Raw genomic sequence first — 14,052 nt, 5'->3', positions numbered from 1 at the left:
CGCCGCGTTTCGATCGAAATGGCGGAAACAATAACTCCGGTTGGGAGGATAGGACTTGGGCGTTGAAGGCATTGGCGCAAGCGTCGTGCGCAAGGAGGATCGCCGTTTCATTACCGGCAAGGGCCGTTACGTCGACGACTTCAAGCTGGTGGGCCTGACCCATGCACACTTCATCCGCAGCCCGCACGCGCATGCCAAGATAAAGAGTATCGACGCGTCCGCGGCGATGAAGATGCCGGGCGTGGTCGGGGTGCTGACCGGCCAGCAGATCGTCGACGACAAGGTCGGCAATTTGATCTGCGGCTGGGCAGTTACTTCGAAAGACGGCTCGCCGATGAAGATGGGCGCGTGGCCGGCGATGGCGCCGGAGACCATGCGCTTCGTGGGCCAGGCGGTCGCGGTCGTGATCGCCGAGACCAAGAATCAGGCCAAGGACGCCGCCGAGGCCGTCGTCGTCGAAGAAACCGGGAGGATAGGTTGCTCCCGTGACCTTCGGCGTGGCGGTACGGAGTGTCTTTATGAAACGCCTCGCACCAGCGACCAGTCGCAAAGTAGCCGGTTGGACACGCGCTACCGTCTTCGGCATGCGGTTGGTGCCGTCAGGTTTCGGCGTGCGGTACGGAGTCTCGGCAAGCGAGGGAGAAGCGCGGAGGAGCAAAGTTGAAACGGCCCGCGAAGCGGTCCGCAAGAAAATCTGCTCCTTCACTAAGTAATTGATTTTCTTGGTGGGCCCGGCAGGACTCGAACCTGCAACCAGACCGTTATGAGCGGCCGGCTCTAACCATTGAGCTACAGGCCCCGCCGCGGCGGCCGCGGGGCGCGGCCGGCAACGGTGCCGGGATCGTTTACAGGGTGACCCGCGATCCCGCAATGCCACCTTCAATCCACCGAAACGCCGGCGAATTCGACCACTTTCCGCCATTTCTCGGTCTCGTCCGCGATGAGTTTGCCGAATTCGGCCGGGGTCATCGGCTTGGGGATGCCGCCGACTTCGGCCAGCCGCGCCACCAGTTTGGGGTCCTTCAGGGCCTCACCGATGGCCTTGTTGAGGAGGTCGACGATCTCCGGCGGCGTGCCCTTCGGCGCCGAGATGCCGTAGAAGCCGACCGATTCGAATCCCGGCACGGTCTCGGCGATGGCGGGGATTTCGGGCACGGTGGACCAGCGCTGCGGCGAAGTGACGCCGAGCGCGCGCACGCTGCCGCCGCGCGATTGCTCCAGCGCCGAGGGCAGATTGTCGAAGATCAGCTGCACCTTGTTGGAGATGATGTCCGGAAACGCGATCGCCGATCCCCGGTAGGGCACATGCACCATGTCGCATTTGGTCATCGCCTTGAACAGTTCGGCCGACATGTGCACCGAGGTGCCGTTGCCCGAGGAGGCATACGAGATCTGGCCCGGATTGGCCTTGCAGTAGTCGATGAATTCCTGGACGGTCTTCACCGGCATCGCGTTCGACACCACAAGCATGTTGGTGAGCTGCATGATGCTGGCGACCGGCACGGTGTCGCGGATGAAATCATACGGCAGCTTCTTGTAGAGCGAGGTCGAGATCGCGTTGTTGGGCGCGACGAACAGCAGCGTATAGCCGTCGGCCGGCGAACTGATCGCCGCGGCAGCGGCGATATTGCCGCCGGAGCCGGCGCGGTTCTCGACCACGAACTGCTGGCCGAAGCGCTCCGACAGCCACTGGCTCATGATGCGGGCGACGATATCGACCGGGCCGCCGGCAGCAAAGCCGATCAGCCAGCGCACCGGGCGGTTGGGATAATCGGCGGCGGAGGAGGGCGCGACGCCCGTCGCGAGGCTTGCAAGAACTACCAGGCTGAAAAGACTGACGCGTAAAAATCCGATCATGGGGTTTCCGTTATTTTCTTCGTTGCTGCAGTTCTACGTTTCGAACACGATCTAGTCCACCGACACGCCGGCGAACTCGACTACCTTGCGCCATTTTTCGGTCTCGTCGGCAATCAGCCTTCCGTATCCTTCCGGAGTGAGCGGCTTCGGGACCCCGCCGATCTCGGCCAGCCGCGCCACCAGCTTCGGATCCTTCAAGGCCTCGTTGACCGCCTTGTTGAGGATGTCGATGATTTCCGGCGGCGTGCCGTTGGGGGCAGACATGCCGTAGAACACGCTCGATTCATATCCCGGCACGGTTTCGGCGATGGCTGGAATCTCGGGCACGCTGGGCCAGCGCTGCGGCGAGCTGACGCCGAGCGCGCGCACGCTGCCGCCGCGCGCCTGTTCCAGCGCCGAGGGCAGATTGTCGAAAATCAGCTGCACCTTGTTGGAGATGACATCGGGGAAGGCGACCGCCGATCCGCGGTAGGGCACGTGCACCATGTCGCATTTGGTCATCGCCTTGAACAATTCGGCCGCCATGTGCACCGTGGTGCCGTTGCCCGACGAGGCGAACGCCACCTTGCCCGGATTGGCCTTGCAATAGTCGATCAGTTCCTGGACGGTCTTGACCGGCATCGCATTCGAGACCACCAGCATGTTGGGCACTTGCATGAAGCTTGCGACCGGTAGGGTGTCGCGGATGAAGTCGAACGGCAGCTTTTTGTAGAGCGAGGCCGAGATCGCGTTGTTGGCGCCGCTGAACAGCAGCGTATAGCCGTCAGGCAATGAGCCGATGGCGGCCGCGGTCGCGATATTGCCGCCGGAGCCGGCGCGGTTCTCCACCACGAATTGCTGGCCGAAATGTTCCGAGAGCCATTGGGCCATGATGCGCGCGACGATATCGACCGGGCCGCCGGGAGCGAAACCGATCAGCCATCGCACCGGGCGGTTCGGATAATCGGCGGCGGATGCCTGTACGCTCCCGGCGACGACGCCCAGGAGACAGGCTGCAGCGAACGCCGCCGCGCGCAGAAATCCCGTCATGGCCGCCCCCGTCATTTTCTTGTTACCGTTGCGCGCATGCTTTCATATATCACCGCGATTGCCTACAACCTCCCGCGCGTTGATTGGTCATTTCGCACGAGACGACACTTGAGGCCGAAAATGAAACTCGCCCATATTGCGTGTGCCACAGCACTTCTGCTGGCGGGGAGCGCCGCGGCGCAAGACGGAGGCAAAACCATTACAAACACGGCCATTACAAAGACCACAATCAGCCTGGGAACGGCGACGCCGGGCGGCGGCTTCCCGCTCTACGGCAATAGTTTCGCCGAGGTCATGAACGCCGCCGACCCGATGCTTTCGATCGAGCCGCGCAACACCAAGGGCTCCAACGAGAACATTCCGCTGCTGGAAGCGGGTAACCTCGATATCGCGCTGGTAGCGGGGGAGCCGTCCTACGAAGCCTTCATGGGCATCGGCCGGCCCGCGACCAAACTCAAAATCCTGACCGCGATGTATTCGAGCCCGGGCATGTTCGTGGTGCGCGCCGATAGTCCCTACAAGACGATCCGGGATCTGGTCGGCCAGCCCGTTGCGTTCGGCGCCAAGGGCTCGGGCCTGCCGATCCTGTCGCGCTACATGCTCGACGGCATCGGATTGAAGCAGGACGAGGATTTCAAGTCGATCTATCTCGATCGCGCCGGCGACGGCCCCGCCATGGTGCAGGACGGCCGCGCCGCGGCACTGTGGGGCGCCGGCATCGGCTGGCCCGGCTTCAAGGCAATGGCGGAAAGCCCCGGCGGCGCGCGATTCATCGCCCCCGATGCCGGCGAGATCGCGCGCATCCGCGCCAAACACACTTACCTGAAGCCGCTGACCGTTCCTGCGGGCAGCTATCCGAACCAGAGCGCGCCAATTTCGTCGGTCGGTTCGTGGAGCTATATCCTGGTACGCGAAAGCCTGCCGGATGAGGTGGCCTACCGGCTGGCGAAGACGCTGCACGGGATCGAAGGCGAATTTTGCAAGAAGCTGTCGCAGGCCTGCGAGACCACGGCCGCCAACACGGTCGCGGCCGCGCCGAATGTCGATCTGATCCATCCCGGCGTGCTGAAATATTTCCGCGAGATCGGCGTGGTGAAGTAGGGCGCGATTCCATCCGCCGTCATTGCGAGCGCAGCGAAGCAATCCATCTCTCCGCACGCGCCGCGGCATGGATTGCTTCGTCGCTATCGCTCCTCGCAATGACGTGGTGAGGCTCATATTCAATTTCCAAACGGCTCTCCGATGTCGTCGCCCGGCTTGACCGGGCGATCCAGTATTCCAGAGGCGCCTGACCTTAGCCGATAAGCCGCGGCGTACTGGATCGCCCGGTCAAGCCGGGCGATGACGGCTGAGGGACGCAACTCCGCATTCTCGCGGCATGATATGCCCGAGGTTTGCCTGAACTTCCGCCCTCATCAAGAGAAGAGGGCGCAGGGAAGACCGGGTGCACGCTGCACCCGCGGTCTCGTGTGCAAGATGCACATAGAAAAACGCACACGAGCATACAGGTTCAGCGGAGGCATCCGGCCTTCCCTGCGCAGTGGTTTACGGCTTACTTCGCGCTCTCCCCGGTGAACGGGCTTTCTTGCCACCGTCGCCCCTGAGAAGCTTGCCTCTCAAGAACTTGACGCCAGCATCGCGGCGTCAGAACCACGCGACTTCGCCGTCCGCGAGCGCCTGCGTTCGTCTTGCGCAAGTATCGCGTCCACCGCATCCCACCGCGCGTTTCGTGACGTGCGCAACGCCCCTCTCGTCGGGTGAGACGGCGCAAGCTGGTAGCGCTGATTTGCCCGACGGGGCAAGAGGAGTATTTTCTTAAGATAGGCTTGACAGGAAATCTTGATTTGCCCGTCGGGCAAATTGGTCGCATCCGAAAACGGCAGTTCGTCATTGCGAGCCAACGGGTCGCGCGAATGCGCCGCCCGATGACAGGCTCCGCGACTTGTCCGCCGCAGTTCTTCGAGCGAAGGCGGAAGCAATCCATAGTGCCGCTCGCCGTGGCGGGCGTGGATTGTTTGTGGGCAGGAATAGAACGCAGCCTTGGGGCACACTCATCGGCCGGTTCAGTGCACCGTCACCGTAATTCCAACGCCACAGCCTTAAGGGTTAATTCGAAATTGCAGTTGCCAGTCGCATTTTAAGTTCTAGCGTAACGATAGTCGTGCGGATTGGCCGACGCCTCATCAACCCCGGCCATGCGTACCGGGCGATAAGGGGCCACCGCTCTGCCCCAGGGCGACGGCCCCGCCGAAATAAGCAATGTGCGACGGAACCGGCGCCGTGCCGGCAGTTGCGGAATGAGCCGCCCGGCGATCGCCCGGGCGGCTTGTTCTATGCGGTGCGCGCCACCTCCAAAGCAGCTCTTGCCATATCTCGAATAATGTCACTCGGAAAATTCAAACCGGGCAGGCATTGAAAGCCCTATTCGTGGCCTGCGATTGGTTTCAACTCAATGGCACGCGAAGCCGCATCGATTCTCTTCGGTGATTGCCGATTGCATCGGCCTATCCCCAGCGCCAATTGACTGAATGACCTTGCTGTGGAAGGTCCACGCCGCTTCGGTTGCGATGGTTCCAAGCCGCACTTGAAGTGCAGCTAGAATTACGGTGACACCCATTAGCCGGCCGCTGGTCAAGGGCGCGAAGGCCGGCTAGATGATCTTCAGTGCACTAAAGTGACTTATCGCACCTTTGCGAGCAGCGCATGGCCCGTCTTGCCTGTGTCTTCTTCGACCATCCGCACCACGTCTTCCGCGATTTAGCTGCAGGCCTGTCAGCCCTTCTACGTTAACCCGTTCGGGACAAACCAACTCCGGTATGACGATTTGCCTCGGTCACGGTTTTAGGTAGGCCCAGCCCTCCTCCTGCAGTTCCATCACCCGCACCACGCCTGACTTTACCACCTGCGCCTGAGAGACAATCGGTATGTCCTTGTGCTCGGCTTCGTGCATTTTTTCCTGGGTGTTGCCGCAAGCCTTGAACGATACCTCCGGCGTACTCAGCGCCATTTGCTCGATTCGAGCCTTCACCGGCGAGGTGTCATCGCGAAGCATATGCAGGCCAGGCCCGAACGTGATTACCTCGATTTTCACCTTCTCCCCGAGCTCCTTATAATATTGCGTAACGTTCGTTGCGTTGTTCAGCGCGAGATTCATCGTGGCCGGGTCATTCGTGTTGACCTGCAGGATCAAACGGTGGGTTTTGGAAACGGGGACGGCCCGGGCCATTGCAGCGAGAGGGGATCGCTTCCGCGCCTGTGTGGCGGCGAACCGTCTCGTCGAGTGTCTCCCAAGCCACCGCCCATGCGTGGCTCGATCCGTCTTGATCGATCCGGAATCCGGGGTGGTCGTTATCGGTCCCGCGTATGGGGCCGGGGTCGTTGTTGTCGGCTCGGAATATTGGGCGGGGTTGGCCGTTGACGGTCTCCAGTATGGGCCGGGGCTCGTCGTTTTCGGCACCCAGTATCGTCCGCCTTGCTCCGCCGCGGCGATTGGCGCGGTAAGCAGGACCGCGATGGCTCCCATCGCCGCTGCCTTCGCAATATGCTGAAACATGCTCATCGTGTTTCTCCTTCGCAAAATCTCGTCAGAGACCATCAAATTGTCCGGCGCTTCGCGACGGCATGTGGCCTTGCACTCCGCGGCCATCTTTGCACCATCTCCACCCTGAGCCAGATCATTCCATCGAGGGTATGCGAACAACGTCGCCTGCGAACGCGACGGATTTCGGATCGCCGACACGGCTACCGGGATCTGCACCTCGTTGATGCGGTCGCAAATCGCATGATCATCGCCGTGGCCTGCGACTGTTGGTTTGGTGTACTCGCCGCGGCAACGGATTGAGAGACATCATCGCAGATTCGCTTGACTATCGCTTTGCGATAGTGAGCTCGCAGGCGAGCACCTCGCTGTTCAGTTCCACAGATCGTTGCGACTCCTATGTATCTGTATCGCTCGACGTCGCCGGCAGCATTATGCATTCGCCTACACGCGATCCCTATGCCTCTCATGGAGAACCCACCTACCTCTTTCGGGTTAGGCTGTGAACCTGTAGGGGGCTGGGGTATTCGCAACAGCGCTTGGGTCGCGGCCCCATGAGATGAGGCGAGCCAAAGCGCCACCGGTCAGCTAAGTGCACCATAATTCCGTCATTGCGGGCCAACGGGTCGCGCCAAATGCGCGCCGCGACATCGGCCTCTTCATCGATACCGTCTACAACACCGAGCGCCTGCACTCCGCCCTCGGCTACAGCCCGCCTCTTGAGTTCGAGACAAACTTCACGCTATCCAAAACCACCTGACACAACCATGATCAACGCCCTGTCACCGAAATTGTCGTGTCTCACTTATGGGGTGCAGTCCAGCACTGTCACCGTAATTCATCATGACCAAATTATTTGTGGATCAAGGGGGTACTGGGCGGAGCCTCTGGGGCGGCGGGCGTGATCGCGAACGTAACCCACGCGGTGTAGCCTTCGGGTCGGTTCTCGGCCGCAAAGTCCTTATAGGCTTTCAAATTGAGATAGCCCTGATGCTCCTTGCCAAGGGGAAACAGGAAGCCGATCTGGGGGCCAATGCCGGCCACACGGCCTTTGAAATCGCCGAGCTTTGCACCGGCGCCGCTGTCGCCGGTAAGCTGCTGAAAGAAATAGCCCGCGATCCCGACCTGGACATTCTTGCTCACGAATTGCGATGCGGCCCAGTCGACATGAAAGTCGATGCCGTTCTGGTATTGCAGGTCGTGGTTGATGAAGTTGTACGTCAGGCCGCCGACCACCGAGAATTCATGTCCGGTCTTCGGATCGAAATAGGTGTAGCCGGCACCGCCGTCCACCGCCACCCAACCGAAGCTGAGATTGGCAAGGCGGGTATGGTCGTAAGTGCCACTCGGGATATTTCCGGTGACATAGATCATCGTGTTGTGAACACCCTGATTCCACTTCAGCGTTCCCTGATAGAACACATCAGCGAAGGTGGTCCGGTGATCCGTGGTGCTGCCTGAGATCGTACTGCCTCTCGGCCCGGTCAGTGTGGCGTCAATGCCAGCTTCTCAAGCAGCTTGACGATCTCGGCATCGTCGACAACACCATCGTTCTGTACACCACCGACAATGGCGCCGAACAATTCTCCTGGCCCGACGGCGGCACCACGCCGTTCCGCGGCGAGAAAAACGCCAACTGGGAAGGCGGCTACCGCGTCCCCGGCATGATCCGTTGGCCGGGCGTCATCAAGCCGGGCACCGAGATCAACGAAATCGTCTCGCACGAAGACTTGGTACCTACATTGGTGACCGCGGCCGGAGAGACGAACGTCACGCAAAAACTCCTGACCGGTTATCAGGCGGCCGGCAAAACCTTCAAGGTTCATCTCGACGGCTACGACCAACGCGATCTGCTGACCGGCACCGGCGCTGGCAAGCGCAAGGATTTTTTCTATTGGACGGACGACGGCAATCTCGCCGGCCTGCGCTATCCACGCAGCAAAAGAGCCCCGACGCTGTAGCGCGCCGGGGTTCTTCTCTCGGATCGCCAACGCTGGGTACTTCCGCCAGCCCAACGATCCTAAACTCGGGCAGAATACAGTGCCTTCGTGTGCGGTTGAATATACCTCTGACGGGCTAACCCTTGCACCTCACGAGGCGCGAGATACGACGACGTTTGCGGCATTCAAATGTGTTCCGCTCATCCCCAGGAACAGTCGTTTGGCACGGCCCCAAAACATAATGCGGATCGAATGTTATGAAATTTCGCGGCCCGTTCGCCGAACGGCGTGAAGGTTTGAGCGCGCGCTATCACGCTTCGCCTGGCAATATTTGACCAAAGGAAAAGACAAGCGCACAGTATCCATGCGGTGCAGCCGGGTGATGATCGTCAAGAAAATGGGGCCAACCCAGCCCGCGCTTCCGATGAGGGGGTGCACGACAACCAGGGAGATTGAACATGCCGCTCTACATGTATCAGGCAGCCTACACTGCAGAATCTCTAGCCGCCCAGCTTAAGAAGCCGGAGAACCGAGTTGAAGCCGTGGGCCGTTCTGTGTGCGAGGCCGTCGGGGGTAAACTCGTTGGTGGTTGGTACTGCTTCGGTGACTACGATCTCGCCCTCGTCGCCGACGTCCCGAACAATGAGAGCATGGCTGCCATCGCGCTGGCCATTGCCGCAGGAGGCGCCGTCAAGTCCGCCAAGACGACCGTGCTGATGACCGGGGCCGAAGCGGTAGCGGGTATGAAGCAGGCGGACGCGGTCGTGAAGGTCTACAAGCCGGCCCGATAGGCAATCGTCGGGTGGCAAACAACCTTCGATAATACCAGCTTCCTTTAGTCCTTAAATTACGGTGACGGTGCACTTAACTGACCAGCGGCGCTTGGATCGCGGCTCCATGAGATGGGGCGAGCCAAAGCGCTGTTGGTCAGTTAAGTGCACTGTCATTGCGAGCCAACGGGTCGCGCGAATGCGCGCCTGATGACAGGCTGCGCGAAGCAATCCATGCCGCTGCGCGGGGACAGATGGATTGCTTCGTCGCTTGCGCTCCTCGCAATGACGGGGAAGGTTTCCGAGTCAATTGTCAAAGAGCCGAGGGAAGGCAGCAATCCGCCTTCTCGCGGTGCGATGTGTCCGAGGTTCGCGCCATTCGCTCACGCTACTTCTTCACCAGCGAACATTCCGGATTCGGCGGACCGAACGCGTCCTCTCCGGAGATCTTCGCCAGGATCTTGTAATAGTCCCACGGATATTTCGACTCTTCCGGCGACTTGACCTGCACCAGCATCAGATCGTGCACCATCAGATTGTCCTCGCGCAGCTTGCCGTTGCGGGCGAAGAAATCCTCGACCGGTTTTTCGCGCATCTTGGCCGCCACCTTGAGCGGGTCGTCGGTGCCGGAGTCCTTGATGGCGTTGAGGTAATAGGTCACGGACGAATAGACGCCGGCCTGCCACATCGTCGGCATCCGGTTCATCTTGGCGAAATAGCGTTTCGACCATTCGCGGGTCTTGTCGTCCATGTCCCAATAGAACGATGTCGTCAGCAGCAGCCCCTGCGCGACGGGAAGCCCGAGCGAATGGATGTCGGTGATCAGCACCAGCAGCCCGGCCATCTGCTGGCCGCCCTTGATGACGCCGAATTCGCCGGCGGTCTTGATCTCGTTGATGTTGTTGGGCGGGCCGCCGGCAATGCCGATGATCTTGGCTTTCGAGGCCTGGGCCTGCAGGATGAAGGACGACAAATCGGGCGTCGCGAACGGCGGCTTCACCGAACCGAGCACCTTGCCGCCGTTCTTGACGACGACGGCGGAGGCATCCCGCTCGAGCGAGTGCCCGAAGGCGTAGTCGTCGGTGATGAAGAACCAGCTGTCGCCGCCGCGCTTGACCACTTCCTGCGCGGTGCCGACCGCGAGCGCGCGGGTATCGAACACCCACTGGATCGCGTAGGGCGAGCAGAACTTGCCGTGGAAATCCGCAGATCCCGTCGAATGGGTGATGAACAGTTTCTTCTTTTCGTTGGCGACGGTCTGCACCGCGAGGCCAACCGCCGAGACCGGCACGTCGACGATCAGATCGACCTGCTCGGTGTCGTACCAGCGCCGCGCCAGGCTGGCGCCGATGTCGGCCTTCAATTGATGGTCGCCGACGATCACGCTGATCGGCTTGCCCAAAACCTTGCCGCCGAAATCATCGACCGCCATTTGGGCGGCGGTCACCGAGCCCTGACCGGTCGGCGTCGACGCCGGCCCGTTCATGTCGGTGAGCACGCCGATCTTGACGACGTCATCGGACACTTGCGCTGATGCCGCCGTTGAGGCCAGCATCGCGGCCGCGAGTGCCCCAAGTGAAAAGCCAAGTGAGAATAGGTTTTTGCCGAACATCCTGTCTCCTCCCGTTACCTCCGGCACATTGGCCGTTATTGCTTGACCGTTTTGCTTTTACCGGGACCTGGAGCCCCGGCCAGATTGGTTTCTTTTGCAACTATTTTCAGGCCGGCGTCAACGCGCCTTCAGGCTAATGACCCCGCTCCGGACCGCGGCAGGCTGTATATTTTGGGACCGATTCAGTACATACGCGGGCCATGGTTACATCCCAGCGCCTGCCGGCTTCGCTCACCCCGCTCGATGCGGCGCTTGGCGCGTTGCTGCGCGATCGGGGTCCGGTGACGCCGGTCGAGCTGCCGCTTGCGGAAGCCTTGGGCTGCATCGCGGCCGAGATGCCGCCGCTGGCGGCGCATCCGCCGCACGACATCGCCGCCAGCGACGGCTTTGCGTTTCGCTCGAGCGACCTCGTCGGCGCGTCGTCCTATTCGCCGCTGCCACTCGCGGCAGCGCCGCGCTGGGTCGAAGCCGGCGACGCCATTCCCGGCGGCTGCGACTGTGTGCTGGATTCCGATTCCGTGGATCAATCAGGGCCGCTTATGCAGGTGCTGGCGGAGGCGATCCCGGGGCAGGGCGTTCGCCGCGCCGGCGCCGATATCGCCGCGGGAAGTTTTGTCACCGAGGCCGGCCGGCGCGTAGTGGCCCGCGATCTCATGATCGCGCGCACCGCGGGAATGGAAAAGCTGAGGGTACGCCGTCCGCGGCTGCGCATCGTCAATATCTTGGGCGGAACGGTGACGGCGGATTTGATCGCGGAAAGCGCGCGGGCCGCCGGCGCCGACGTCGCCTGCGTCACTTCAGCTTCACGCGACGCCGCGTCGATTGTCCGGGCGTTCGATGGCCCGGCCTGCGATCTGCTGCTGACGGTCGGCGGCAGCGGCGTCGGCCGCACCGACGCGGCCGTGACGGCGCTGGCCGAACGTGGCGAGGTCCTTAGCCATGGCATCGCGCTGCAGCCCGGCCGCACCTCGGCCGTCGGCCGCCTCGGCACGACGCCCGTGGTGGCGCTGCCGGGCGCGCCGGAACAGGCGTTCGCGGCGTGGTGGACGCTGGCGCTTCCCGTGCTCGATCGGCTTTCCGGGCGCCGGCCGCGCAAGACGCTCAATCTGCCGCTGGCGCGCAAGATCGCCTCCGCCGTCGGTATCGCCGAGATCGTGCTGCTGGAGCAAAAGCAGGGCGTCTGGATCACGTTGGCGACGGGGGAACTCTCGCTCCATGCGATCGCGCGGGCCGAAGCGTGGCTCGCGGTGCCCGGGGCTGCGGAAGGATTTGCTGCGGGCACGCCGGTCGATGCCTATATTATTATGTTGCGGGAGTGAGATGGATTCGCGCATGACCAAGACGCCGCTGCAGAAAAACCACGACAATGTCGACCAGGACCAGTTCCTGACCATCCTGACGCGCGAAGACGCATTGGCGCGGTTCGAGGCCGCGTTGTTTCCGCGTCCGGTGCCGAGCGAACAGAGATCGCTTGGCGATGCGCTCGGATGCGCGCTCGCGGAAGATATTGTAGCACCCATCGACGTGCCGCCGTTCGATCGCTCCAATGTCGATGGCTTTGCGGTGCGTTCCGCCGATCTCGCGTCCGCCGGCGAAGCAGCAGCCGTGCGCATGATGCTGAACGATGAAGTGATCGCCTGCGGCACTCAGCCGATGCGGCCGGTCCTGTCGGGCACGGCAACATCGATTGCGACCGGCGGTCCGGTGCCGCGCGGCGCCGACGCCATCGTGATGGTCGAACATACCCAGCCGGCGGGTCCGCGCGCCATCGAGATCCGCCGCGCCGCCTCGCCCGGGCAATTCGTGTCCTATGCCGGTTCCGACATCGCGCGCGGCGAGGCGCTGCTGCGCGCCGGCACCGTGATCGGCTCGCGCGAGATCGGCATGCTGGCGGCCTGCGGCATCGCGCAGGTTTCGGTCGCGCGACCGATCCGGGTTGCTGTCATCTCCACCGGCGACGAACTGGTGCAGCCGGGCGCGGCGCTGCGCCCCGCCGCGATCTACGACAGCAATGGCGCGATCGTCACCGCGGCGATTTCCGAGAACGGCGGCGACGCGATATTTCTTGGCGCCATCCCCGATGACGAAGCGCAACTCGAAGCCGCGATGCGCCAGGCGCTGCAAACCAGCGACATGCTGGTGCTCTCGGGCGGCACCTCGAAGGGCGCGGGCGACGTCTCCCACCGCATCATCGCGCGGCTCGGAAGACCCGGCATCATCGCCCATGGCGTCGCGCTGAAACCGGGCAAGCCGCTGTGTCTTGCGGTGTGCGACGGCAAGCCGGTGGTGATCCTGCCGGGATTTCCGACCTCGGCGATGTTCACCTTCCACGACATGATCGTGCCGGTGCTGCGGCGCATGGCCGGCCTGCCGCCGCGTTCGGACGCCAAGGTCACGGCGAAAATCCCGGTGCGGATCGCATCCGAACTCGGCCGCACCGAATTCGTCATGGTGTCGCTGGTCGAGGGATCGGACGGATTGATCGCCTATCCCACCGGCAAGGGCTCCGGCGCGATCACGTCGTTTGCGCAGGCCGACGGGTTTTTGCGGATCGATGCGCTGGCCGATCAGATGCCGGCGGGGTCCGAGGCCGAGGTGACGCTGTTCACGCCGCATGTGCGGGTGCCGGATCTCGTCATCGTCGGCAGCCATTGCACCGGCCTCGATCTGGTCACGGCGCCGCTGGCGTATGCCGGGCTTGCCGTGCGTTCGATCGCGGTCGGCAGCCTCGGTGGCCTCGCGGCGGCCAAGCGCGGCGAGTGCGATTTCGCGCCGATCCATTTGTTCGACGAGAAAACCGAGAGCTACAACACGCCGTTTCTCGGCCCCGGGCTCGAACTGGTGCCGGGCTGGCGGCGGATGCAGGGCATCGTGTTCCGCAAGGGCGACACGCGTTTCGAAGGCTTGAGCGCCGAGGCTGCGGTGCGCGCAGCGCTGGCCGATCCCGCCTGCATCATGGTCAACCGCAACCAGGGCGCGGGCACGCGCATCCTGATCGACCGGCTGCTCGGCGACGCCAGGCCCGACGGCTACTGGAATCAGCCGCGCTCGCACAACGCGGTCGCCGCCGCGGTGGCGCAGCATCGCGCCGACTGGGGCATGACGATTGCGCCGGTCGCGCATGCGTCCGGTCTGGGTTTCATTCCGTTTGCCGAAGAGCATTATGATTTCGCGCTGGTGACGGCGCGCAAGCAGCGGGCGGCGGTGCAGGCCTTTCTGGAGGCGCTGGCGTCGGAAGAAGGCCGCAAAGCGCTGGCGCGGGCGGGATTTCGGCCGGCATAGGCGATACCGGTTTTGCCTCGCGCC

General features: G+C 62.6%; 10 protein-coding genes, 1 tRNA gene and 2 pseudogenes. 7 read left to right on the top strand and 6 right to left on the bottom strand.

Annotated elements, in window-relative coordinates; translation table 11 throughout:
• Window positions 1-55: 55 nt before the first annotated feature.
• A pseudogene (locus tag V1289_RS11680) lies at window positions 56-460 on the top strand (xanthine dehydrogenase family protein molybdopterin-binding subunit); the annotation flags it as partial.
• 263 nt (window positions 461-723) lie between these two features.
• Here V1289_RS11680 and V1289_RS11675 read toward each other — a convergent pair.
• The 3 genes from V1289_RS11675 to V1289_RS11665 all read right to left on the bottom strand — a co-directional run bounded on the left by V1289_RS11675 (window position 724) and on the right by V1289_RS11665 (window position 2,886).
• Window positions 724-799 (bottom strand) — tRNA-Ile (locus tag V1289_RS11675).
• An 80-nt stretch (window positions 800-879) separates the two neighbouring features.
• Window positions 880-1,857, bottom strand: coding sequence for a Bug family tripartite tricarboxylate transporter substrate binding protein (locus tag V1289_RS11670; RefSeq protein ID WP_334397096.1), 978 nt, complete (start codon window positions 1,855-1,857; stop codon window positions 880-882).
• A 51-nt stretch (window positions 1,858-1,908) separates the two neighbouring features.
• Window positions 1,909-2,886, bottom strand: a complete 978-nt coding sequence (locus V1289_RS11665) for a Bug family tripartite tricarboxylate transporter substrate binding protein (protein WP_334397095.1) — start codon at window positions 2,884-2,886, stop codon at window positions 1,909-1,911.
• Window positions 2,887-3,006: 120 nt separating this feature from the next.
• On the opposite strand from V1289_RS11665, the gene V1289_RS11660 reads away from it, so the two are divergent.
• A complete protein-coding gene (locus V1289_RS11660) occupies window positions 3,007-3,987 on the top strand; it encodes a TAXI family TRAP transporter solute-binding subunit (RefSeq protein ID WP_334397094.1) in 981 nt (326 codons plus the stop codon).
• Between the two features lie 1,732 nt (window positions 3,988-5,719).
• Here the strand turns inward: V1289_RS11660 and V1289_RS11655 are convergent.
• The gene (locus tag V1289_RS11655) at window positions 5,720-6,445 is read right to left on the bottom strand and encodes a DsrE family protein (RefSeq protein WP_334397093.1); all 726 of its coding nucleotides are present in this window, start codon (window positions 6,443-6,445) and stop codon (window positions 5,720-5,722) included.
• A 571-nt stretch (window positions 6,446-7,016) separates the two neighbouring features.
• On the opposite strand from V1289_RS11655, the gene V1289_RS11650 reads away from it, so the two are divergent.
• The gene (locus tag V1289_RS11650) at window positions 7,017-7,184 is read left to right on the top strand and encodes a hypothetical protein (RefSeq protein WP_334397092.1); all 168 of its coding nucleotides are present in this window, start codon (window positions 7,017-7,019) and stop codon (window positions 7,182-7,184) included.
• Window positions 7,185-7,276: 92 nt separating this feature from the next.
• Here the strand turns inward: V1289_RS11650 and V1289_RS11645 are convergent, their stop codons facing one another.
• On the bottom strand, window positions 7,277-7,888 hold the full coding sequence (locus tag V1289_RS11645) for a SphA family protein (RefSeq protein ID WP_334407408.1): 612 nt from the start codon (window positions 7,886-7,888) through the stop codon (window positions 7,277-7,279).
• 38 nt (window positions 7,889-7,926) lie between these two features.
• Here V1289_RS11645 and V1289_RS11640 point away from each other — a divergent pair.
• Together V1289_RS11640 and V1289_RS11635 are read left to right on the top strand one after the other, a co-directional pair.
• Window positions 7,927-8,367 (top strand): annotated as a pseudogene (locus V1289_RS11640) (sulfatase-like hydrolase/transferase); the annotation flags it as partial.
• A gap of 455 nt (window positions 8,368-8,822) precedes the next feature.
• Window positions 8,823-9,155 carry a GYD domain-containing protein gene (locus V1289_RS11635; protein ID WP_334397090.1) on the top strand — a complete coding sequence of 111 codons (333 nt, stop codon included), beginning with the start codon at window positions 8,823-8,825 and terminating at the stop codon, window positions 9,153-9,155.
• 367 nt (window positions 9,156-9,522) lie between these two features.
• Here the strand turns inward: V1289_RS11635 and V1289_RS11630 are convergent, their stop codons facing one another.
• Window positions 9,523-10,746 carry an ABC transporter substrate-binding protein gene (locus V1289_RS11630; RefSeq protein WP_334397088.1) on the bottom strand — a complete coding sequence of 408 codons (1,224 nt, stop codon included), beginning with the start codon at window positions 10,744-10,746 and terminating at the stop codon, window positions 9,523-9,525.
• Between the two features lie 200 nt (window positions 10,747-10,946).
• Here V1289_RS11630 and V1289_RS11625 point away from each other — a divergent pair, with 200 nt between their 5' ends.
• The gene (locus tag V1289_RS11625) at window positions 10,947-12,065 is read left to right on the top strand and encodes a molybdopterin-binding protein (RefSeq protein WP_334397087.1); all 1,119 of its coding nucleotides are present in this window, start codon (window positions 10,947-10,949) and stop codon (window positions 12,063-12,065) included.
• Window positions 12,066-12,078: 13 nt separating this feature from the next.
• On the top strand, window positions 12,079-14,028 hold the full coding sequence (locus V1289_RS11620) for a molybdopterin biosynthesis protein (RefSeq protein ID WP_334397086.1): 1,950 nt from the start codon (window positions 12,079-12,081) through the stop codon (window positions 14,026-14,028).
• Window positions 14,029-14,052 lie beyond the last annotated feature (24 nt).

It is taken from the genome of Bradyrhizobium sp. AZCC 2289 (assembly GCF_036924615.1).
Taxonomy (GTDB): domain Bacteria; phylum Pseudomonadota; class Alphaproteobacteria; order Rhizobiales; family Xanthobacteraceae; genus Bradyrhizobium.
This window is presented reverse-complemented; position numbering and strand designations above follow the sequence as displayed.